Raw genomic sequence first — 21,996 nt, 5'->3', positions numbered from 1 at the left:
CAGGCCGGTCGGAAACCGGCTGTCGAGTGCAATGGCATAAGCCCGCCTGACTGCGAGAGTGACAGCTCGAGCAGAGACGAAAGTCGGCCATAGTGATCCGGTGGTCCCACGTGGACGGGCCATCGCTCAACGGATAAAAGGTACTCTAGGGATAACAGGCTGATCTCCCCCAAGAGTCCACATCGACGGGGAGGTTTGGCACCTCGATGTCGGCTCATCACATCCTGGGGCTGGAGCAGGTCCCAAGGGTTCGGCTGTTCGCCGATTAAAGTGGTACGTGAGCTGGGTTTAGAACGTCGTGAGACAGTTCGGTCCCTATCTGCCGTGGGTGTAAGAGACTTGAGAGGATTTGTCCCTAGTACGAGAGGACCGGGATGAACATACCTCTGGTGCACCGGTTGTCACGCCAGTGGCACAGCCGGGTAGCTAAGTATGGAATGGATAACCGCTGAAAGCATCTAAGCGGGAAACCAGCCTCAAAACTAGGTCTCACAGGGCCGTCCAAGACCAGGACGTCGATAGGTCAGGTGTAAAAGCGCGGTAACGCGTTCAGCTAACTGATCCTAATCGCCCATATCTCTCACACATAAAACACATGCACAGTAGTCAGTCACATTACTCTACACACCAACCGCACCCCTCTCACCCATACACATACGGGTAAGCGGGAAGACCTGGTGGCTATGGCGGAGGCTCTAAACCCGATCCCATCCCGAACTCGGCCGTCAATACCTCCAGCGCCTATGATACTGCCCCTCGACGGGTGGAAAAGTCGGTCGCCGCCAGGTCCCCTCGCTTACCCCTATCCCCCTGACGCGGGGTGGAGCAGCCCGGTAGCTCGTCAGGCTCATAACCTGAAGGTCGTAGGTTCAAATCCTACCCCCGCATCCAATACATCCCCCACTTTGAAGAAGCTTAGATCCTGTACGTTCAAATACAGATCCAAAATTTTCAAATAAAACTGATACCCAAAATGCTTCTGAAACGCAGAGAAGTAAGGGGACAATGGCCTCCAAATTTAAGAACTGTGTGCTGCATCTGGATGCGCCGCATTGTCACATGAGGTTTTGAGAGCTCGGGAAATAAGATTCGGATATTCACAAATAAGCACAAATTCTATCTCTTGTGTTTCGAAGTGCGATTCTGCTCAAGATATAGTTTCTTTCAGAAAAATTTTCACCCGCTCAAGAGCGCACCCTTCCGCTATTCTTGCTCATCTAAAAGACTTGTTAGGCTCATAAGAGATATCTTTCATTTGCAATTGAGAAGAATTCTCAACTATGGTGATTCTGTCGCAATTGATGGAAGAGGGAGTGCCTCTGATGAATGTTCGTTCTCTAAATATGGCATTACGGTCTGATACGTTGGAGAGGGAGGAGCAAACAGCGCTGTGGGTTCTTCGGTGCTTGCTTGGTCCACGTCGTTGGAGATCATCCGTTTTTTTGGAGAAATTGTTTGGTACCGAAAGTGAGCGGTTACAGGAGCGTTTTAGAACTCTTTTTCTGCATACTATCTGGGCCACATCTTCGTTAGAGTTGTCTTCAACGGAGGCTCATCTCTTACAAGTGTTAGCGGATATACAAAATTCTTCGCATGAAGAAGTGCTTATTTCTGATTTCGGAAAGGCTTTAAAACAGCTAGGATTAACGCTAGCGGCATATGGGTATTGGTTGCCAAGTAAAAAATCTTCAGCTGAGATCATACCGGTCTTGCCACAAGACGCGATGGTGCAGGATAATCACCCATCTCTGATGCAGGCTGCAGAATAAAAGTTCTTGCGTTCTGGGTCTGTCTTTTTACGGTGATCAGCCTAACGAATTATAAGAAAGAGAAGAAGGAGGCGTATTGGCTCATCAAAATATTTCCTTAGAAGAGGGGCTTGAGCTTCAGTGTGGGCAACATATTGCTCCTTTGGAGATTGCATATCAAACCTATGGTAAATTGTCGCCAGCACGGGATAATGCAATTTTGGTGTGTCATGCGCTGACAGGCGATCAGTATGTAGCCGATCCACATCCTTTTACAGGGAAGCCAGGTTGGTGGGCGCGTATGGTAGGGCCGGGTCTTCCCATTGATACGGATCGTTTCTTTGTGATTTGTCCCAATGTATTGGGAGGGTGCATGGGGTCGACTGGGCCACTGTCCATTCGGCCAGACACAGGGAAGCCATGGGGAAAAGATTTTCCGCCTATTACCATGCACGATATCGTGGCTGCCCAGGTGACGTTGATAGATCATATAGGGATCGGCCGGCTTTTTGCTGTTATTGGTGCGTCAATGGGGGGAATGCAGGTCCTTACATGGGCGGCGGATTACCCTGAGCGCGTGTTTGCTGCGATGCCTATCGCGACCTCGCCTTATCAATCAGCTCAAAATATCGCCTTTAATGAGGTGAGTCGTCAGGCTATTTTTGCGGATCCAGAATGGCACGGTGGTGATTATCGAGCATTTGATACCTTACCGGCACGTGGGTTAGGGGTTGCGCGGATGATGGCGCATATCACCTATTTGTCGGAAGAAGCTTTGACCCGGAAATTTGGCCGACGTATTCGCGAGGTCTCGACATCTTCATCGCACAAAGAAGGATCTTCATTCTTTTTTGGTGAAATGTTTGAAGTCGAAAGTTATTTACGGCACCAGGGATCAACGTTTGTCCGACGATTTGATGCGAATTCTTATCTTAGTATAACGCGTGCTATGGACTACTTCGATTTGGCAGCCGAATATGATGGTGATCTTGTTATTCCTTTCCGAGATTCGACAACACGGTTTTGTGTTATTTCGTTTAGTTCAGACTGGTTGTTTCCAACATCACAGTCCCGCCATTTAGTGAAAGCTTTGAATAAAGCGGGCGCTAATGTCTCTTTTGTTGAAATTGATAGTGATCGTGGTCACGATGCATTCCTGCTGGAAGAACCAGATTTTGATCGGACAATGCGCGGTTTTTTAAATGGTGCTGCAGAACATGCAGGATTTCCTCAGGGAGGGCATCATGCGCGTTGATCAAGAATTGATTGCTAATATGATTGCCCCGCGTAGTCGTGTTCTGGATGTTGGAAGTGGGGATGGGGAGCTCATTGATTATCTCTTTCGAACACGAGCCTGTGACGCCCAAGGAATCGAATTAAATATGGAGGCTGTGACGCAGTCGGTCGCGCATGGATTGCCCGTTATGCATGGTGATGCTGATCATGATCTCGCTAATTATCCAGATGGACGTTTTGACTATGTGGTGCTTCAGCGTACGTTACAGGCCGTAGCACGACCACGAGAGGTGCTGCGCCAGCTGCTTCGTATTGGTCGTTATGCGATTGTCTCTTTTCCTAATTTTGGGCATTGGCAATTGCGTTGGCAACTTCTTGTGACTGGAAGAATGCCTATGACACCTGTGTGGGCTACGCCGTGGCATGAAACGCCGAACATCCATCCTTGCACAATTAGGGACTTCATGGCTCTTTGTGAGGAAGACGGGTATGTGGTAGAGCGTTGGATGGCTGTTGATGAGAATGGAGCTTCCGTTCCTTGGCGGCGATCCATTCGCTTAGCTAATTTGTTTGGAGAGCAGGCACTTTTCCTTCTGCGACGAGCAGATATTTCTCAGTAAAATACAGTTTAGAGCCTTTTTTTTGTGCACGATATCATAGAGAATGCCGCCTCTAGGGTTTGCGGGCAGTTTCGTGTACGAACGGAAAAGCTACTTTTGGTAATCATGAAGGTATGATCATGACAGATATTTTGACAGCAATTAAAACACGACGTGCAACAAAGAGGTTCGATGCCTCCTATAAACTTACGGATGCTGTATTAAAGGATATTTTAGATACAGCACGTTACGCACCAACCGCGTATAACATCCAGAACTATCGTTTTTTGGTTGTGCGGAGTGAAGAACAGCGTGAGAAAATTAGCGCTGCAGCGCACAATCAGCCGCAAATCAAGGAAAGTGCGGCTTTGATCGTGATGTGTGCTGACTTAAAAGCATGGGATAAAGATCGTGCGCGGTATTGGGAAGGTGCCCCGGAGCAGGTGCGTGATCTCTACGTCAATAAGATGATTCCAGGATATTATGAGGGGCGCGAGCAAGTCCAACGTGACGAAGGTTTTCGGTCATGTGGTCTCGCAGCTTATGCCCTGATGATGGCGGCACAAGCACATGGCTTGGATAGCTGTCCGATGGACGGGTTTGATTTTGATCAGGTGAAAAAGATCATCAATCTACCAGCTGATCATGAGCTTGTTATGTTTGTCGCCATTGGGAAACGGGCGGTTGAGCCTAAGCCTCGTCTCGGTATGCTTCCTTTGGAAGATGTTGTACGTCACGAGACATTTTGAGATAAAAAATCCTATCGAGTGTAGTGAGGAGCCGTAGCTTTCCGAGAGGGTTGCGGCCTCATTATATGAGGTGATGAGAGGCTTGAGAGAGGTCGTTTGATAAAAAACGGCTTCATGCTCTTGTCCTAAGGCTCGGTGCTCCCTACTATTAGGACTAACGAGCTCCCATTTTTATGGTGTTGCTAAGTTAATGTTAGGGTGGCGCCGTTTCTGAGGAGAAATCATGAGCAGTTTTACGGCTCTTGGCTTGGCTGAACCAATTTTGGAAGCCTTAAAGGATGAAGGATATAATGTCCCAACGCCGATACAAGCGGAGGCGATTCCTCATCTTTTACAGGGGAGAGATCTCCTTGGGTTGGCGCAAACCGGGACAGGAAAGACCGCGGCGTTTGCATTGCCGATTTTGCAATATCTTTTAAATAATCCCAGGCGTCCGCTAGCGCGCGGCATGCGTGTGTTGGTTTTGGCACCAACGCGTGAGTTGGTTGCGCAGATCGGTGCTAATTTTGCAGCCTATGCACGACATATGAAGTTTTCCCACGCTGTGGTTTTTGGCGGGGTTGGCCAATCGCGGCAGGTGGATGCGATGCGGCGTGGGGTCGATGTTCTGGTGGCGGCACCTGGTCGTCTATTAGATCTCGTCGGTCAGGGCCATATTGATCTCTCCACACCAGAAATTGTGGTGTTGGATGAAGCAGATCGTATGCTTGATATGGGCTTCGTCCATGATATTCGACGTATCGTGGCGCAGCTCCCAGAAAAACGGCAGACCTTACTGTTCTCAGCGACGATGCCTGCATCTATTCGGGACCTTGCCCATTCGCTGTTAGAGAATCCAGCAACAGTGCAAGTGACGCCTGAGTCGAGCACAGTTGATAGAATTCGCCAGGCCGTCATGTTTGTCGATGTGGCGAAGAAAAAAGATGCTTTGCTCATGCTCGTCGATAATGATCGCGTCGTCCGGGCGGTTGTTTTCACCTTGATGAAGCATGAGGCCAATAAAGTAGCTGAGTTTTTAACAAAGCATGGCATTACCGCAGCGGCTATTCATGGAAATAAGTCGCAAGGGGCACGTGAGCGCGCTATGAAGGGTTTCCGTGATGGGAGCGTGCGCGTGTTAGTGGCAACGGATATTGCGGCGCGCGGCATTGATGTTGATGATGTCTCGCATGTTTTCAACTATGACCTGCCGAATGTGCCTGAAGCGTATGTCCATCGTATTGGACGTACGGCGCGTGCTGGTCGGGAAGGATGGGCGATCTCTTTATGTGATGCTGAACAGCGTGCTTGGTTGCGTGATATTGAGAAACGCATCGGGAAGGCTGTTCCTGTCATTACGGATCATCCATTTCACTCTGATGAAGCGCAGGATTCTACGCAACGTCCACCTGTTCTAGGGGGCGGTCGCGGAGGTGGGGGTCGATCATCACGACGTCCTTCTTCGGGGCGTGGAAGTTCACCGAGACGGAGTGGGGGGGCGCCTCGCGCCGCTGCACGGCGGACGTCATAGTAAATTTTAGTAGGCGAACGTCATGATCAGGGAGGGAAACGGTATTGATAGGCTGTTTCCCTCCTTTATTATTGTTAGGGTGATTTCTCAAAAGGGGAGAATTGCCATGATGAATGCTCGTGGATTAGCGCCGCTCGTCTGGGGAGAGGGGCCGGTATTGTTCGAGATTTTTCTAGAGCCGACATGTCCTTTTTCCAATAAAGCGTTAAAAAAACTGAAACCTTTTTTACATGCAATGGGGGAGGGCTCGGTAACGGTTCGTGTGTATCTGCACGTTCAGCCGTGGCATATGTTTTCGGCTGTGATCACGCGCGCCATTTTGGCTGCTTCTCTCTTACCAGATGGACGTGATGCTGCGTGGAAGATGTTAGAGTGCGTTGCCGACCATCGAGATGAATTTGAATTCCATCATCATTCATCTGGCGCCAATATGGATGCGACGCCCCATACCATTTTGAAACGTCTAGAGAATTATAGTGGTTTCTCTTTAACTGATGTTTTTCAAGATGAATCCGTTACCTCAGAGCTTAAGAGGCATACACGTTATTCACGACAAAATGGTATTCATGTTTCACCGACAATTATGCTGAATGGATTAATAGATAATCGTTTTAGCAGTGATGATACAGTTGAAAAATGGATGAGCTACTGCAAATAGTATGTTTTATTTACGACAGTATTCATTCGTATAGTGTGACTAATGATTATTGATGAACATTAGTCACATAATATGTCACATTATGATGACGTGTTGAGGATAATTTTACGGCTTTCTGTCACGTTACCAATGAGAGGAAAGATATTTTCGAAAGAGAAATGATGCATTTTCTCTGAAAGTCCACTCGTGAGGTCTTCCGCAAAGATGACGTGATAGCCGTGTTCATGTGCCGCGCGTGCTGTGGATTCAACGCCCATATTCGTAGCAATTCCTCCTAAAACAATTGTGGTTATGCCGCGTCGTCTCAGTTGTAGGTCGAGGTCGGTGCCGTAAAAGGCGCCCCATTGATGCTTGGTCACGTGAATATCCGACGGCTGAGAAAGTCCTTCAACAAGATCAGACCAATTATCGGGTAAGCTATGCCCAGAAGCGGATAGAGAACGATCAACAGGAGCTTTGAGTGCGTCCGCACCGTCAGGAGAAAAAGCAACATTTACCAGAATAACGGAAGCTCCAGCACGTCGGAAGATATCGATGGCCTTTTTGCTACGCTCGACGATCTCTGCGCCTGAATAAGGAGCCGTTGGTAGTGCAACAATACCGTTTTGCAGGTCAATGAGGAGGAGAGCTGTGGTGCGAGGGGAGAGGGTAAGCATATGCAAAGACTCTTAATATTATAAGCGATCTATCAGTATTATCTTTCTTTTGTATGAGAAGACATCAAACTTTATATAAACGATAAGAAACAATCAGTTTATGCGTCTGGTGTGCAAATGGATATGGCGGGGGCAAGCCTGTTGCGGCTGTAACGGTCCGAAGGCGGATTACGATAGCGGATATGCCCTTACAGGGTAATTGGGCATAGCAAGCGTTCTGCGTATTTTATGATAAGGCTCCACCCCATAACTAGCCCTCAAAAAGGCCCCCATTTTTACGGGGTATAATAGTTTAAATGGGAAGTTGGGGGCTTCAAATCAAAAACAGCCGTTTTCTGCCGTTTTGCAATCTGAAGGTATGTAATGATTGATTGTGGCGGATGGGGTGGGATTCGAACCCACGGTACGGTCTCCCGCACGCTGGTTTTCAAGACCAGTTCCTTAAACCACTCGGACACCCATCCGTCTTATTCAATTGTTACGTTGTAGAGCGTTTATTTCGAGAGCTCATGACAACGTGGTGATGCATAAACCCTAAAATGACGCACACGTCAAGCCATATAGAATGCTTGACTGAAAAAGGATGTGCTACTAAAGCGAGAGAAAGGTTTACGGACACGTCACTCCGCGAGGGTTCGCGCAGTGGCGCGTTTGTCATGGAATTAAGGGTGTCACGTGTTCGACCAGCTGTCCGGTAGAATGTCAAAAGTCTTCGAAGGTCTTTCCCGCGGAGGAAAACTTTCCGAAGGCGACGTATCTGAGGCCATGCGTGAAGTCCGGCTGGCTATGCTGGAAGCGGACGTGGCTTTGCCTGTGGTGCGCAGCTTCGTTAACAACGTTAAGGAACGTGCGGTCGGGGAGAATGTTCTCGACGGTGTGTCGCCTGGACAAGCTGTTGCGAAGATTGTTAACGATTCTCTTATTGATGCACTTGGTGGTGCGGGGGCTGTTCCACTTAATTTATCTGTTCCTGCGCCCATCCCATTTCTTATGGTGGGTCTGCAGGGGGCAGGGAAAACAACCACGGCTGGGAAGCTTGGTCTACGGTTGGCGGAGCGTGAGCGCAAAAAAGTGCTCCTTGCGAGCCTTGATGTTCAGCGTCCAGCGGCACAGTTGCAGTTGCAGCAGCTGGCCGAACAGGTGGGTGCGCGGACTGGAGGGCTCGTTGTATCATTGCCGATCGTTGAGGGGCAGCAGCCTGTTGAGATTGCACGTCGCGCTATGGAGACGGGGCGCCGTGAGGGATATGACGTAGTTATCCTTGATACGGCAGGTCGGCTGGCGATTGATGAGCCGCTCATGGAAGAGGTTCGTCAGATTAGAGATGCAACAACACCTGCGGAAACGCTGTTGGTCGTTGATGCGATGACCGGGCAAGATGCTGTGAATACAGCACAAGCTTTTAAAGATCAGGTCGGCATCACAGGTGTTGTGATGAGCCGTATGGATGGTGACGCCCGCGGGGGTGCAGCGCTATCCATGAGGGCGGTAACAGGCGCGCCGATTAAATTCACCGGGTCAGGTGAAAAGGTGTCCGCCTTAGAAGAGTTTCATCCTGAGCGTGTTGCAGGGCGGATTCTCGGTCTGGGCGATATTGCTGGACTGGTAGAAAAAGCCTCTGAGCAGCTTGATGAGGAAGAAGGTGAGCGTGTTGCTAAGAAGATGCTCGCCGGGAAGTTTGATCTGAATGACTATGTGTCACAGATCAATCAAATCAATCGCCTTGGGTCTATTTCTGGCATCCTGGGAATGCTTCCAGGTATGGGGAAGATAAAGGAGAAATTGGCGGGGAAAGATTTAGATACGTCTATCTTTAATCGTCATAAAGTCATTATTTCTTCCATGACAGAGCAAGAGCGTCGTACGCCGGGGATTATTAAAGCCTCTCGTAAGAAGCGTATTGCCGCTGGATCAGGAACGACCGTACCAGAAGTCAATCGGCTGCTTAAGCAGTTTGATGACATGTCCACCATGATGAAACGTCTCAGCAAGATGGATCTACCAAGCATGATGCGGGGTATTGGGGGCGCTGGGGGCCTAGGCGATATGTTTAAGGGGATGGGAGGCCCAGGTGGGCGCCCGCCTTTTGGTTGAGGATCTTCTTGGCCGATTGTTTTTTGTTTCAACATCTCTAAGTAATGAGTAGGAGTTTTTATGAGCTTGAAAATTCGTCTATCGCGTGCCGGTGCTAAAAAGCGTCCTTATTACCATATCGTGATTGCTGATAGCCGTAGCCCACGTGATGGCCGTTTTGTCGAGAAGGTTGGTGCTTATAACCCGATGCTGCCATCCGATCACGCTGATCGTATTCGTTTGAATGACGAGCGTATCAAGCACTGGTTGTCCAATGGTGCGACGGCAACAGATCGTGTTGCTCGCTTTTTGGGGAATGCTGGATTGGCTCCAAAGCCTGCTTATCGTGATCAGCCTAAGAAGTCAGCTCCTAAGAAGAAGGCTCAAGAGCGCGCTGCAGCTGCGGCAGCTGACGCTTCAGCCTAATTTTAGAGTGAGCGTTTAACGGGAGATTATTCTTTGACACGCCGTTCTTCAGAACATGATGTGCTGATTGCAACCATTGGGAAGCCACATGGTGTGCGTGGTCTTGTGCGCCTTTATCCGGCTACAGAGACTGCGGATATAGTGGAAGCGCTCGGTGCGTTGTATGATGATCATGGCGAAGCATGGCAGGTGTGTTGGATAGCCCCAGGGATTGCAGTTCTCAAAGATGTTAAAGGCCGTCCTTTAGCAGACCGTACAGAAGCTGAAAAATTGGTCAATCGCCGTCTTTATGTTGCGCGTGATGCTCTGCCGGAAACGGAAGAGGAAGAATTTTACCACATTGATTTGCTCAATATGGAAGGGGTTCTTCGTTCAGGCGAGACACTTGGGCGTGTTGTGAAGGTCCATGATTATGGTGCCGGCACAAGTTTAGAGTTTGATCAGGGGCAACTTGTGCCCTTTACGCGTGCTTGCGTGCCAGAACTGGATTGGCAGGCGCGTCGTTTAGTGGTGGAGTTGCCAGAAGCGATTGAGGTTGAGGGAGATCTCTCTGGGGATGTGAGCGTACGCTCATGACATGGCAGGCCGATATTCTGACTCTCTTTCCAGAGATGTTTCCAGGTCCATTGGGGTATTCCCTCGCTGGGCGTGCCTTGGAAGCAGGTCTGTGGTCTTACAAAGCGCATGATTTACGTCTTTATGGGCGTGGGCGTCATCGTGCTTTGGATGACACACCCTTTGGGGGGGGGGCTGGAATGGTGATGCGTCCAGACGTGTTGGACCAAGCCTTAGAGGATGTGAAGGGAGAAGGGGATTGTCCGATCATTTACCCAACACCTCGCGGGGTTCGGTTATCACAAAAGGATATTAAGCGTTTTACACAAGGGAGTGGCGTTGTTCTTTTGTGTGGGCGTTTTGAAGGTGTCGATGAGCGCGTGTTAGAAAAACACGGGGTTGAGCAGTATTGTATGGGTGATTTCGTTTTGTCAGGAGGCGAAATCCCAGCGTTAGCCTTACTTGATGGGTGTGTGCGGCTTCTTCCGGGTGTGATGGGGTCTGCACATAGTGGGGAAGAGGAAAGCTTTTCAGATGGCTTGCTGGAATATCCCCATTATACGCGTCCATCAGAGTGGGAAGGACGTGAAGTGCCGCCTGTGCTTCTTTCTGGCAACCACAAGGATATCGCCCGTTGGCGACATGAGGAATCCATTGCTGTAACACGTGCACGACGCCCAGATCTTTGGGCACGGCATGAGCAGCAGTCATAATGTTGTTGTTTTTTTTGGAGTTTGGTCATGAACATCATTCAGCAGTATGAAGCGCGTGAGATGGAGCGTCTTTCCGCTCTTCGTAATGTGCCAGAATTTGCTCCGGGCGATACACTTCGCGTTGGTGTGCGCGTTGTTGAAGGAACACGTGAGCGTGTTCAGGTTTTCGAAGGTGTGGTGATCGCACGTTCGAGCCGTGGTCTTGGCAGCAGCTTCACCGTGCGTAAAATTTCCAATGGTGAAGGTGTGGAGCGTATTTTCCCGCTCTTCTCACCAGCGATTGCTGAGATTAATGTCGTGCGTCGTGGTAAGGTGCGTCGTGCGAAGTTGTACTACTTGCGCGGGCGTTCTGGTAAGTCAGCACGTATTGCTGAACGTCCACGTGATTTGACGAAAGGCAGCAAGGCTGCGTCTTAATTAATTTAGGGGAATATAGAAATGCAGAACCCGTCTTCTCCCAGAACGTTATATGACAAAATCTGGGACACTCATGTGATCAACACACTCGAAGACGGGACGTGCCTCCTCTATATTGACCGTCACCTCCTTCATGAGGTGACAAGCCCGCAGGCTTTTGAAGGTTTGCGGGCGGCGGGGCGTCCTGTAAGGCGCCCTGATGCCACAATTGCGGTGGCTGATCACAATGTTCCGACGTCTGATCGCTCTCAGCCTGTAGAGGACCCGCAAAGTCGCCTACAAATTGAGACATTAGAGCGTAATGTGAAGGAATTTGGGGTCCCTTATTTTCCCTTACGGTCACGTTCGCAGGGTATTGTGCATGTCGTCGGGCCAGAGCAAGGGATTTCACTGCCTGGGATGACGATTGTATGTGGTGATAGCCATACATCTACCCATGGGGCTCTTGGTTCTTTAGCATTTGGTATTGGCACATCAGAAGTTGAGCATGTGTTGGCAACACAAACCTTGTTGCAGAAACGTGCTAAGAATATGCGTGTTCGTGTCGAGGGCGAGGTTGGGCTAGGCGTTACCGCGAAAGACATTATGCTCGCGATTATTGGGCGTATTGGTACGGCCGGTGGCACAGGACATGTTATTGAATATGCGGGTTCTGCCATTCGTTCTCTCGATATGGCTGGTCGTATGACCCTTTGTAATATGTCTATAGAAGCTGGAGCTCGAGCCGGCATGGTGGCGCCGGATGCAACGACATTCGCGTATGTGAAAGGGCGCCCTTTTGCGCCTAAAGGTGAAGCGTTTGAGCAGGCAGTGGCGTATTGGCAAAGTCTGCATTCTGATGATGGGGCTGTTTTCGATAAAGAAGTCGTCTTAGATGCTGCTGATATTAAGCCCTCTATTACATGGGGAACCAGTCCGGAAGACGTTTTACCCATTGATGGCGTTGTTCCTAGTCCAGAAGATGAAACAGATCCTGCGCGTGCAGAGCGTATCCGTCGTACATTAGCTTATATGGGGCTGGAAGCAGGCCAGAAAGTGGCTGGGACGCCCGTTGACGTTGTGTTCATTGGCTCTTGTACCAATAGCCGCATTGAAGATTTGCGCGCTGCGGCTTCCGTGATTGAGGGCCATAAAGTAGCACTTTCCGTGCGTGCTATGGTTGTGCCAGGCTCTGGGTGGGTTCGGCACGAAGCGGAAAAAGAAGGGTTGGATAAAATCTTTCGGGATGCCGGGTTTGAGTGGCGTGAAGCGGGTTGTTCCATGTGTTTGGGGATGAATCCTGATCGCTTAACGCCTGGTCAGCGCTGCGCATCAACCTCAAATCGTAATTTTGAAGGACGACAGGGGCCATCTGGGCGTACGCATTTATGTTCTCCCTCCATGGCGGCGGCTGCGGCTGTCACAGGAACGTTATGTGATGTACGTGATTTGGTAAAAGGAGCGGTGTAATGGACAAGTTTACGCGTTTGACAACGGTTGCAGCGCCGCTTCCTCAAGAAAATATTGATACAGACCAAATTATTCCCGCTCGTTTTTTGAAGACAATTCAACGGACTGGGTTGGGTAAGCATCTATTCGCAGATCAGCGTTATGATGAGAGCGGAAATGAGCGACCAGATTTTGTATTGAATAAGCCAGCTTATCGTCATGCCGGTATTCTCATTACGCTCGATAATCTGGGCTGTGGCTCATCGCGTGAACATGCACCTTGGGCCTTGTTGGATTTTGGTATTCGGTGTGTGATCGCACCAAGCTTTGCCGATATTTTCCATAGTAACTGTTTCAAAAACGGAATTCTTCCCATCGCATTGCCACGTAACGTGTGTGAAGCTTTGATGGACGATGCGCGTCAGGGTGAGAATGCTCGCCTAACGGTTGATCTGCAAGCAAAGCAGGTTATTCGTCCAGATGGCGAGGTTATTCCTTTTGAGGTGGATCCTTTCCGTCGTGAAAAATTATTGGAAGGGCTTGATGATATCGCGCAAACCCTTCTGGAAAAGCAGGCTATTGAGCAGTTTGAAGCGCGTGCTGCGCGTGCTTGGATTCCATCAACGCGGGGAAATTAAACATGACAACACCTTATAAAATTCTTCTTCTGCCCGGTGATGGAATTGGTCCAGAAATTATGGGGCAGGCCGTTAAGGTGTTGCATTGGCTGCGTGACAAGCGTGGCTTGGCCTTAGAGCTTTCCGAAGATTTGGTGGGTGGGGCGTCACTTGCGCGCTATGATACGCCTATTCGGGATGAGGTTATTGCTCAAGCTCGGCAATCAGATGCCGTGTTGTTCGGCTCTGTTGGTGATCCAGCATGGAAAAATGAGCCTTTCGATAAGCGCCCTGAAGTCGCGATTTTGCGCCTACGGAAGGAGCTTGGATTATACGCTAATTTGCGTCCGGCTCATTTGTTTGAGGCGCTTTTGTCAGCTTCAGCGTTAAAGCCCGATGTTGTGCGCGGGTTGGATCTCATGATCGTGCGCGAAACAGTCGGGGGTATCTATTTCGGCGAGCCGCGCGGGATTGAAACACTCCCCGATGGATCACGTCGCGGGATCAATACAGAAGTTTATACAACGGCTGAAATTGAGCGTGTGGCCCGTGTTGCTTTTGACTTAGCGCGCGTACGCGATGGTCGCGTTTGCTCTGTCGAGAAGGGCAACGTGATGGAGAGTGGGTTGCTGTGGCGTGAAGTCGTTACCGATCTACAGAAAAGAGATTACCCTGATGTAGAGCTGACGCATATGCTGGCAGATAATTGCGCCATGCAGTTGGTGCGTGATCCATGCCAGTTTGATGTGCTCGTAACGGGTAACCTTTTTGGGGATCTGCTCTCTGATCTCGCATCAATGTTGACGGGTTCCTTGGGGATGTTGCCGTCAGCAACGTTAGGCGCTGTTGGCAGTAATGGTAAGCGCGCGGCTTTGTATGAGCCGATTCATGGAAGTGCGCCGGACATTGCTGGAAAAGGGATTGCTAATCCCTTAGCGCAAATTCTCTCGCTTGCCATGATGTTGCGTTATTCGCTCAACCGTGCGGAAGAGGCGGCTCTGATTGAAAAGGCCGTTGCTCAAGTTCTGGCCCGTGGATTGCGGACAGCGGATATTGCAGCGAAGGGCGAAACATCCATCGGAACTGAGCAAATGGGTGAGGCTGTTCTGAAAGAAATGGACGTGCTCTCTTAAGGGAAGGTCTCTTCTTTTTCGAACTATATGCGAGCCTATGGAGAAAGATGATATGTCTATTATTGCGGAGCGGATGGGGCGTATTCTGCCCAGCCAGACAATCGCTATCACCCAGAAGGCTCGCGCTTTAAAAGCAGAAGGGCGGGATATTATCAGTCTTTCTGCTGGAGAGCCGGATTTTGATACGCCAGATTTTGTCAAGCAAGCCGCTATTGAGGCGATTGCACGCGGTGAGACGAAATATACGGATGTTGCCGGGACAGCGCCTTTACGTCAGGCCGTTGCGGAATGGTTGAATCGAGATTTTGATCTTGATTATCGTGCTGAAGAGATATGCGTTTCGACGGGTGGTAAGCAGGTCATTTATAACGTCATGACGGCAACACTCAATGCTGGGGATGAGGTTATTATTCCAGCTCCGGCCTGGGTTTCGTACCCTGACATTGTGCGCCTGGCGGATGGGACACCTATTGTGGTCTCAACGTTAGAGGAAGATGGGTTTCGTTTGACGGCGTCGCAACTGAAGGCAGCCATAACCCCGCGCACGCGTTGGGTGGTAATTAACTCACCGTGTAACCCTACGGGTGCTGCTTATTCGCGTGATGAGCTTAAAGCTCTAGCTGATGTGTTGCTAGAGCACCCGCATATATGGGTTTTGACGGACGATATTTACGCAAAGCTGGTCTATGACGGACGTGTCTCGCACACGTTGGTTCAGGTTGAGCCGCGGCTGCGGGATCGCACTGTCACGATGAATGGTGTTAGTAAAGCCTATGCGATGACAGGTTGGCGGATTGGTTTTTCTGCGGCCCCTGTGGAGTTGACGCGTCAGCTGATCAAGTTGCAGGGACAAAGTACAAGCAATCCGTGCTCAATCGCACAAGCGGCGGCCTTGGCCGCCATTTCAGGATCACAAGAATGTATTGCGGAGATGGTTTCTGTCTACCAAGAGAGGCGCGATTTGGTCGTTGATCAACTCTCTTCTGTAGCAGGGCTTGAGTGCCGTCGCCCAGAAGGTGCTTTTTACGTCTTTGTTTCTGTGAAAAAACTCCTCGGAAAACGCTCTGCTCAGGGCACAGATTTAGTTGATGATGAGGCCTTCGTGGCTGCGCTTCTGGAGGAGACGGGCGTTGCTGCTGTGCATGGAGCAGCTTTTCTTATGCCAGGGTATTTCCGCGTATCCTACGCGACCAGCACAGAACTTTTGAAGGAGGCCTGTGCCAGGATCCGTCATTTCTGTGAAGGAATAGAATAAGATGTTTCGTCCGGCCTCGCGGCTGGCTTCTCTGCCGGCGCCTGCAACGATTGCCATGGCAACGAGGGCGCGCGCTCTAGCGGCGGAAGGGAAGCCCGTTTTATCGCTCGCTCTAGGGCAACCTGATTTTCCGTCTCCCAAGGAAGCCTTGCTTGGGGCAGAAGCAGAAGTTGCGGAAGGAAGGACAGGCTATCCGCCGATCGTCGGTCAAAAGGAACTATTGGAAGCCATTGCGTATAAATTTAAGCGCGATAATGAGCTGGATGTTCCTTTATCAAGTTTGATGGTGGCTAATGGCGGTAAACAGGTCATCTTCAATGCCTTTATGGCGTCTTTGGAAGAAGGGGACGAGGTTATCGTTCCCGCTCCTTATTGGGTGAGCTATCCGCTTATTGCCAAGATGTTTGGTGCACGGCCGGTAGAAGTACAATGTCGTGAAGAAAATGGGTTCCGTCCTGACCCAGAGGCTATACGTCAAGCGATTACCCCGAAGACGCGTTGGCTGGTGTTGAATTTCCCGAACAATCCAACGGGTGCGATTTTAGAGCGTGATGATCTAGAAGCTTTGGCGCGTATAGTGCGTGACGCGCCGCATGTTTTGATTATGTGCGATGAAATCTATGAACATCTTACCTTTGATGGGCGCAAGCATCTTTCTTTACGGCAAGTAGCACCTGATCTTGCAGATCGCCTTCTTATTGTGAATGGTGTGAGCAAAGCTTATGCTATGACGGGGTGGCGCGTTGGTTTTGCATGTGGACCAGACGCATTGATTAAGGCGATGGTGAAGGTTCAGGGGAATGCAACATCAGGCATTTGTACTTTAGCTCAAGGTGGGGCAGCCTCAGTGTTACGCGGGGGTATGGAGGGCGTTGAGACGATGCGCCAAACCTATGAGCGTCGTCGTAACAAGGTTGTCCAAGTATTACGTGATATTCCTGGATTGACCTGTGCCATGCCGCAAGGTGCCTTTTACGCGTATCCAGGATTGCAGGCCTTGATAGGCAAAAAATCCGGTGGTGGACGGCTCCTGAATAACGATGTTGCTTTTGCTGAAGCGCTTCTCGAAGAAGAGCATTTAGCAACAGTCCCAGGATCAGCCTTTGGGTATGGGCCACATTTGCGTTTATCTTTTGCCGCTTCTGATGAGCAGTTGATGGAAGCTTGCACACGACTAAAACGGTTTGTGCAAGCGATCCATCCTTAAAGACTGGATTATGGCTGCGAGGAAGAGACGCTACGGTCATTCCATTTTGCTAGAAGATCGATGGTCGCTTGTGGGGACATGCGGCGTGCATTCCCTAGGGCGGCGGCATCGTTGCCGTTTAACAAGTTCCCTTCAGGTGTCAGGATAAGTACCGTTGGCACGGCCTTAATGGTCACGCCATACTGAGCGGCAATGCCCATATTTTTGTTAAAACGCTCGACATTAATAGGAACAATAACAAAATTTTGTTCCAACCAGGATGCTGCATCAGGAAGAGAGAAAACGCCTGCGAGCATACGGCAATCAGGGCACCAATTCCCGCCAAAATCAAGAAGGACGCGTCTATGTGTTTTTGCGGCCGTTATGAAGGCTTCTTTCACTTGGACGGGGGCCAAGCCTGCATCAGGGTAGGGAGCGTTCACAGGAGGCGATGATGTTTCTTGAAGATGCGGCGCAGGGGTTGGCGAGCTGTAAGGGGATGTTGCCGGAGTAGAAGAGGCATGCGCGTTTGGAGCAAGAAAAAGCGTTGTGGCGGCAAGGGCAAGAAGTCGTAAAGAACGCATGAGAAACCTTATTTTGTAATCTGACAGGTCTTTTACTTTTATATGGGGCCTATCCCCCAGTATGGTCCATGCTTAATCACAGATTGAGAGATAAGAATGGCACAAACAGATAAAAGAAGAGTGCACGTGGCGGCCAAAGAGGTAACAGTTCTGTCGACTTTAGGGCGTACAGCGTGCTTGGTAGGGCTTACAATAGTGTTCATGGTATTTGTACGTTTTTGCCCTCCCATATCGCATGCTGTGCAGTGGGTAGCAGGGACGGCTCCATGGCAACGTCTTTATGATCTTTTCCATGTCAATGGCGCTTTAGGGCGTGAACAACTTATGTTAAGCGCAATTGTAATCTTTTGTTTTGCTCTAGCCCTGAGTGTGCAATTGGCCGGATTATGGTTATGGCGTCGTTTATTCTCTAAGGCTCAATGAGAAGAGCGTTTGTTGAAGGCGCAGCTTGCTGTTATGAACCATGAGAGGATGAGTAAAGTGCCGCCTGCTGGCGCAAGTGGGGCAATGAGCAGACTTCCAAAACCGTGCAGTGTAACGGAAATGCTAAAGCAGAGCATTCCAAGCGTCATGCCGATACAGGCGATACGGCAGCGGAAGGGGTGGAGATAAGGTGAACCAAGGCAGAGAGAACACACAGCAATGGCGTGCCATAGCGTGATGTCAGCCGCTTGATGAACCATAGAGCGCCCATGGGGCGGCATAAAAAAATGGTCTGGCAAGTGGGCTGCTATTGCCTGAAGAGCAACGCTGAAGCCTCCCATCATGGCCGCTAAGACAAAGCAGCCTCTCAAGAGAGAGCTACGTGAGAGGGAGAGAGTTTGCTGTGCGTGTGTATCTGTCATTCTTTCGTCTTTAACAAAACTATCTTATTTGGAAAGAGTAGGGGCTGTGAAGAAAATATCTTGCTGCGCTATTTTGTGTTCGGGGTTACTGGCATTGAGTGGGTGTGAAGCGTTGTTGACGCCGGATGCGCCACCACCCCCTCCGCTGCCAGCGGCACATGCTGCACCAGCGGCGCCCCCTCCGTTGAATTTGACGGATGTTGCTGCTCTGCAAAGCATCAACGAACAAGGACTCTTTCTGCAAGCGATTGCTGCGATGGCGCCGACACATAGCCATCGAGATTTGACAAAGAATTTTGCTAAAGAGTTGGGAGGAACCTACAAGAAGGTTAATGATTCAGTAACAAGTATCGCAAAATCTGCAAATTTAAGTCTTTCATCACAACTTTCCCCTTCATATCAAATACAAGTTACATCATTGAGTCGTTTATATTATCGAGATTTTGATCATGGTCTTTTTCAAAGGGTATTTCGTCCGTTACCACGTCAAACACGACAGTCTATTGAACAGACTAAGAAGTCGAGCAATACAGCGGATTTAAAAAACCTAGCGGATAGTTTTTTGAAAGCGCAAACAACAATGCAAAATAAAGCACGCGACTTGATGAAGTACTGAAAGCATTTTATTCAAAATGGAAGTTAAGAATATTTTCATAAAAAAGACATTATTAGGCCTCTTTTTAAGTGACAGAATGTACACGATCGTTTAACTCTTTGCGGGAGGAAGTGTATAAGATTCTTCCCGCTCATCAGTGTGGTTATATCGTCTTCATATGCGTGCAAGGCGCGTGGTTGTGCGGAAAGTCGATATAGCTGTGATGAGGTATTTAGAAATTGGTTTGGTTATAGAACTCTACGTATGCAGGAAGATTCACATTTAACAGAGGATTCTCTTCGTCAGGCTCTTTCCCGTCTTGGGGCAGAAGGCCATCGATCAGAGCAGCAAGATAATTCTAGGCAGGAAGGAGGCTCCCCGTCGGCGATGCGGAGCGGCGTCATGCGCGGTGGCGGCCAGTCTTTCGGGCGGAGGCGTCGTTTTGTTGGGGATGATAACGTAATTGTGGAGCGTCCACTCCAAAGTCGTGCAGCGCATCATCGCCAGGTAGGGCGTAGTAGCAATGCGGCGGCGAATGATCAGGAGCGCGACGAAATTAAGCGTCTTCAGCAGCTCGTTAAGCAAGAGCAGCGCCGTCATTTTGATGCAGAGACGGAAATAGAAGAGCTTAAGAACCGACTGCGTAATATAGAAACACGGGTTGCTCATTTCCGGATGCAGGCTGACGAGCGTAGCCGTGAGTTACGACAGCAGCAAGAAGAAACGATTCGTTTAAGAGCCGAACTTATGCGCGTTAGCGAAAATAATAAGCGTGCTGAGCGGCGGAAAATGGAAGAGAAAACATCTCACCCTACTCCTGCCTCCTTTAAGGAGATGCGGGTGGATGACCAAGAACCCGTGCAGTGGTGGAAAGACTAACTGTCTTTCCGTTGAAGAAGTGAGGGGTATGTCTTAATTGAAAACCAAAGGCAGACCCCGATGAAGATTCCCCAGCCGGCGAGATGTGGCAGTAGTGTGGGAAGCTGGAGGCTGAGAGAGTTCGTCCGGCCTGTTAAGCTGCTTATCCCAGCAAGGATGATCCCCATCAGGCTTTCCCCGACGATAAAGCCTGATGCGAGCATGGTGCCATTCTGTTTGGAGCCACGCTTTAAGAAAGCGCCTAAGAGAGCTCCAATGGCAATAGTGACGGAAACATCTGCTGGGAGATAAAGGCCCATACCTAACGCAAGCGGTGGCAGGCTAAGGCCCTTTTTTTGTATGGTATAGTCGATAAAAATAATTGCAGCGCCGAGGGCCGCACCGATTTCGAGCATGTGCCAATCGAGCGAGTGCGTGATAATTCCGTTGGCGAGAGCCGCCATAAGAGCTGGTTGCGGAGCGGGCAGAGCATCAGCTGGATTCATCCCAGGACGAGGAAGATGGCCCGCTAATCCATAGGCTTGGTAGATAATATTTAAAAGAAGCGGGATGACGAGGGCGCCGACAACACAGCCTATCAGGAGCGCTGTTTCTTGCTTCCAAGGGCTTGCACCGAGAAGTTGACCGGTTTTTAGGTCTTGTAGATTATCATTGGATATGGCTGCGGAGGCTGTAATGGCTGACAGAATAAAGAGGCTGAAGGCAATGAGAAGGGGGCGCTGGGCGTGCGGGATAATGCCGGTTGTCTCTAAGCTGGAAAAACCAAAGCCAATCACAATAATGGCGATAATGCCAACGCCCGAAATAGGTGAAGAAGAAGAGCCGACAATGCCTGCCATATAACCACATGTACTGGCGACAATAAAACCAAGAACCAGGCAGAGAAGTGTGCCTAAGAGGCTCAACCCACTCATCATGAGAAACGACAGATGAGAGGGAGAGAGAAACCACATAAAGGTGATAAAAAGAAGACCGGCCAATCCGCACCCCAACCACGTTATAAAGCGTGGGGATAGATCACGATCTTCTTCAGAGTGTGTGAGATGAACAGAGCGGGATAAAGCAGATTTGACGCCATTATATACAGGGCGGCTGAGGCATAAGAGCGTCCATAAAGCAGCAACAGCAATCACGCCTGCACCGATAAAGCGTACTTTATGAGACCATAGAATAGGCGCATCCTGGATTGGGTGGGCTGAGGGTGTGATATGGCCGAGAAGGGGAACTATGACGTCCCATGCCAGTAGCACACCCAGAAGCATCGTGATGCCGCCTGCGAGACCGACGAGATAACCTGTTCCCAGTAAGGCAAGGGAAAAAGAGCCGGTTAGACTAAAAGCAGAGGCGCCATAACGTGTTGAGACGGAGAAGCCGCTTGCAAGGCAATTCAGCCCGGCTGTTGAAAAATTTACAATGGCAGAAACGGCGCTCCCAAGGCCCAATAGGCGGAGCTGTTGACGGTCTTTATCAGGTGATGAGGCTTGTAGGATCTCAGCGCAAGCGGCGCCTTCTGGGTATGGAAGATTGGATTCGGTGACAAGGGCACGGCGTAGCGGAATAGTAAATAAAACCCCCGTCATTCCACCCGCCATCGTGAGAAGAGCGGTTAAAAGATAGGGGAAGTTTTGCCACCATCCCACCAAGATCAAACCGGGGAGGGCAGCAAATACACAGGATAATGTTCCAGCGGAGGAGGCCTGTGTTTGCACCATATTATTTTCTAAGATGGAACTGTTTCCTAAGAAACGGAGTACAACCATGGAGATAATGGCGGCTGGAATGGATGATGCAAATGTCAGACCCAGTTTAAGGCCAAGATAAACATTGGCGGCTGTAAAAATAATGGTGATGAAGGCTCCCAGAATCATACCACGAAAGGTTAATTCGCGTGATGACCGGGTCGATGATGCTTGACGATGTGGTGCCTGCTGGTGAGCCATCCTGATTCCGCATAAGAGTAAGCGTGTAAAAGAGCGGACAGGTTTGACCGAACGAGTTTGGGAGTCAACGTGTGGTCAGAAAAATGTTACGGTTATTTATCTATTAGGCATTATTGGACTGAAGTATGGATAAGGTTTTGTCCTGTGAGGAAAGGTTATTTTACTTTGATAGAGTGATATTATGCGTGTTTTGT

The 21,996-nt window shown here is 49.7% G+C and carries 23 protein-coding genes, 2 tRNA genes and 2 rRNA genes; 22 read left to right on the top strand and 5 right to left on the bottom strand.

The window, feature by feature from the left end:
- The 9 genes from GS501_RS06760 to GS501_RS06720 all read left to right on the top strand — a co-directional run.
- Positions 1 to 587, top strand: a 23S ribosomal RNA gene (locus tag GS501_RS06760); the annotation flags it as partial.
- A gap of 86 nt (positions 588 to 673) precedes the next feature.
- Positions 674 to 788, top strand: a 5S ribosomal RNA gene (gene rrf, locus GS501_RS06755).
- A 26-nt stretch (positions 789 to 814) separates the two neighbouring features.
- Positions 815 to 891, top strand: a tRNA-Met gene (locus tag GS501_RS06750).
- 431 nt (positions 892 to 1,322) lie between these two features.
- Positions 1,323 to 1,769, top strand: a complete 447-nt coding sequence (locus GS501_RS06745) for a hypothetical protein (RefSeq protein WP_160831079.1) — start codon at positions 1,323 to 1,325, stop codon at positions 1,767 to 1,769.
- Positions 1,770 to 1,845: 76 nt separating this feature from the next.
- Complete coding sequence (locus GS501_RS06740; protein ID WP_160831078.1) at positions 1,846 to 3,003, top strand: homoserine O-acetyltransferase; 1,158 nt, start codon at positions 1,846 to 1,848, stop codon at positions 3,001 to 3,003.
- Positions 2,993 to 3,604, top strand: coding sequence for a methionine biosynthesis protein MetW (gene metW / locus GS501_RS06735; RefSeq protein ID WP_160831077.1), 612 nt, complete (start codon positions 2,993 to 2,995; stop codon positions 3,602 to 3,604). Before GS501_RS06740 ends, metW begins: the two co-directional genes overlap by 11 nt.
- Before the next feature lie 119 nt (positions 3,605 to 3,723).
- Positions 3,724 to 4,332, top strand: a complete 609-nt coding sequence (locus tag GS501_RS06730; RefSeq protein ID WP_202405337.1) for a nitroreductase family protein — start codon at positions 3,724 to 3,726, stop codon at positions 4,330 to 4,332.
- 223 nt (positions 4,333 to 4,555) lie between these two features.
- Positions 4,556 to 5,842 (top strand): DEAD/DEAH box helicase, encoded by a 1,287-nt coding sequence (locus GS501_RS06725; RefSeq protein WP_160831076.1) that lies wholly within the window; start codon positions 4,556 to 4,558, stop codon positions 5,840 to 5,842.
- Between the two features lie 106 nt (positions 5,843 to 5,948).
- A complete protein-coding gene (locus GS501_RS06720; protein WP_202405336.1) occupies positions 5,949 to 6,500 on the top strand; it encodes a thioredoxin in 552 nt (183 codons plus the stop codon).
- Positions 6,501 to 6,580: 80 nt separating this feature from the next.
- Here the strand turns inward: GS501_RS06720 and GS501_RS06715 are convergent, their stop codons facing one another.
- Both GS501_RS06715 and GS501_RS06710 read right to left on the bottom strand, forming a co-directional pair.
- Positions 6,581 to 7,156: a hydrolase gene (locus GS501_RS06715; protein ID WP_160831075.1), complete on the bottom strand. Its 576-nt coding sequence runs from the start codon at positions 7,154 to 7,156 to the stop codon at positions 6,581 to 6,583.
- A gap of 374 nt (positions 7,157 to 7,530) precedes the next feature.
- Positions 7,531 to 7,620, bottom strand: a tRNA-Ser gene (locus GS501_RS06710).
- Between the two features lie 211 nt (positions 7,621 to 7,831).
- On the opposite strand from GS501_RS06710, the gene ffh reads away from it, so the two are divergent.
- From ffh to GS501_RS06660, 10 genes are read left to right on the top strand one after another with little or no spacing between them, the layout of a single operon-like run.
- The gene (gene ffh, locus GS501_RS06705; protein ID WP_160831074.1) at positions 7,832 to 9,250 is read left to right on the top strand and encodes a signal recognition particle protein; all 1,419 of its coding nucleotides are present in this window, start codon (positions 7,832 to 7,834) and stop codon (positions 9,248 to 9,250) included.
- 60 nt (positions 9,251 to 9,310) lie between these two features.
- The gene (gene rpsP / locus GS501_RS06700) at positions 9,311 to 9,655 is read left to right on the top strand and encodes a 30S ribosomal protein S16 (RefSeq protein ID WP_160831073.1); all 345 of its coding nucleotides are present in this window, start codon (positions 9,311 to 9,313) and stop codon (positions 9,653 to 9,655) included.
- Positions 9,656 to 9,688: 33 nt separating this feature from the next.
- Positions 9,689 to 10,231 carry a ribosome maturation factor RimM gene (gene rimM, locus GS501_RS06695; protein WP_160831072.1) on the top strand — a complete coding sequence of 181 codons (543 nt, stop codon included), beginning with the start codon at positions 9,689 to 9,691 and terminating at the stop codon, positions 10,229 to 10,231.
- Positions 10,228 to 10,923 carry a tRNA (guanosine(37)-N1)-methyltransferase TrmD gene (gene trmD, locus GS501_RS06690; RefSeq protein ID WP_160831071.1) on the top strand — a complete coding sequence of 232 codons (696 nt, stop codon included), beginning with the start codon at positions 10,228 to 10,230 and terminating at the stop codon, positions 10,921 to 10,923. Before rimM ends, trmD begins: the two co-directional genes overlap by 4 nt.
- A gap of 27 nt (positions 10,924 to 10,950) precedes the next feature.
- Complete coding sequence (rplS, locus tag GS501_RS06685; protein ID WP_160831070.1) at positions 10,951 to 11,340, top strand: 50S ribosomal protein L19; 390 nt, start codon at positions 10,951 to 10,953, stop codon at positions 11,338 to 11,340.
- Positions 11,341 to 11,361: 21 nt separating this feature from the next.
- The gene (gene leuC / locus GS501_RS06680; RefSeq protein ID WP_160831069.1) at positions 11,362 to 12,789 is read left to right on the top strand and encodes a 3-isopropylmalate dehydratase large subunit; all 1,428 of its coding nucleotides are present in this window, start codon (positions 11,362 to 11,364) and stop codon (positions 12,787 to 12,789) included.
- On the top strand, positions 12,789 to 13,406 hold the full coding sequence (gene leuD / locus GS501_RS06675; RefSeq protein ID WP_160831068.1) for a 3-isopropylmalate dehydratase small subunit: 618 nt from the start codon (positions 12,789 to 12,791) through the stop codon (positions 13,404 to 13,406). Before leuC ends, leuD begins: the two co-directional genes overlap by 1 nt.
- A 2-nt stretch (positions 13,407 to 13,408) precedes the next feature.
- Positions 13,409 to 14,518 carry a 3-isopropylmalate dehydrogenase gene (gene leuB, locus GS501_RS06670; RefSeq protein ID WP_160831067.1) on the top strand — a complete coding sequence of 370 codons (1,110 nt, stop codon included), beginning with the start codon at positions 13,409 to 13,411 and terminating at the stop codon, positions 14,516 to 14,518.
- A gap of 52 nt (positions 14,519 to 14,570) precedes the next feature.
- Complete coding sequence (locus GS501_RS06665) at positions 14,571 to 15,773, top strand: pyridoxal phosphate-dependent aminotransferase (protein WP_160831066.1); 1,203 nt, start codon at positions 14,571 to 14,573, stop codon at positions 15,771 to 15,773.
- A 1-nt stretch (position 15,774) separates the two neighbouring features.
- Complete coding sequence (locus tag GS501_RS06660; protein ID WP_160831065.1) at positions 15,775 to 16,980, top strand: pyridoxal phosphate-dependent aminotransferase; 1,206 nt, start codon at positions 15,775 to 15,777, stop codon at positions 16,978 to 16,980.
- A gap of 8 nt (positions 16,981 to 16,988) precedes the next feature.
- On the opposite strand, the gene GS501_RS06655 is transcribed toward GS501_RS06660, so the two are convergent.
- Complete coding sequence (locus GS501_RS06655) at positions 16,989 to 17,543, bottom strand: thioredoxin family protein (protein WP_160831064.1); 555 nt, start codon at positions 17,541 to 17,543, stop codon at positions 16,989 to 16,991.
- Between the two features lie 126 nt (positions 17,544 to 17,669).
- Here GS501_RS06655 and GS501_RS06650 point away from each other — a divergent pair, with 126 nt between their 5' ends.
- Positions 17,670 to 17,966, top strand: coding sequence for a hypothetical protein (locus GS501_RS06650; protein ID WP_370517957.1), 297 nt, complete (start codon positions 17,670 to 17,672; stop codon positions 17,964 to 17,966).
- On the opposite strand, the gene GS501_RS06645 is transcribed toward GS501_RS06650, so the two are convergent.
- Positions 17,960 to 18,388, bottom strand: coding sequence for a DUF423 domain-containing protein (locus GS501_RS06645; RefSeq protein ID WP_160831062.1), 429 nt, complete (start codon positions 18,386 to 18,388; stop codon positions 17,960 to 17,962). The genes GS501_RS06650 and GS501_RS06645 overlap by 7 nt on opposite strands.
- 46 nt (positions 18,389 to 18,434) lie before the next feature.
- Here GS501_RS06645 and GS501_RS06640 point away from each other — a divergent pair, with 46 nt between their 5' ends.
- Complete coding sequence (locus GS501_RS06640) at positions 18,435 to 19,004, top strand: DUF4142 domain-containing protein (RefSeq protein ID WP_160831061.1); 570 nt, start codon at positions 18,435 to 18,437, stop codon at positions 19,002 to 19,004.
- A gap of 243 nt (positions 19,005 to 19,247) precedes the next feature.
- Entirely contained in the window at positions 19,248 to 19,862 is a 615-nt protein-coding gene (locus GS501_RS06635) for a hypothetical protein (RefSeq protein WP_160831060.1), read from the top strand.
- On the opposite strand, the gene GS501_RS06630 is transcribed toward GS501_RS06635, so the two are convergent.
- The gene (locus tag GS501_RS06630; protein ID WP_160831059.1) at positions 19,859 to 21,802 is read right to left on the bottom strand and encodes an OPT family oligopeptide transporter; all 1,944 of its coding nucleotides are present in this window, start codon (positions 21,800 to 21,802) and stop codon (positions 19,859 to 19,861) included. The two genes, GS501_RS06635 and GS501_RS06630, sit on opposite strands and share 4 nt — an antisense overlap.
- Positions 21,803 to 21,996: the final 194 nt, after the last annotated feature.

It is taken from the genome of Saccharibacter sp. 17.LH.SD (assembly GCF_009834805.1).
Taxonomy (GTDB): Bacteria; Pseudomonadota; Alphaproteobacteria; order Acetobacterales; family Acetobacteraceae; genus Saccharibacter.
This window is presented reverse-complemented; position numbering and strand designations above follow the sequence as displayed.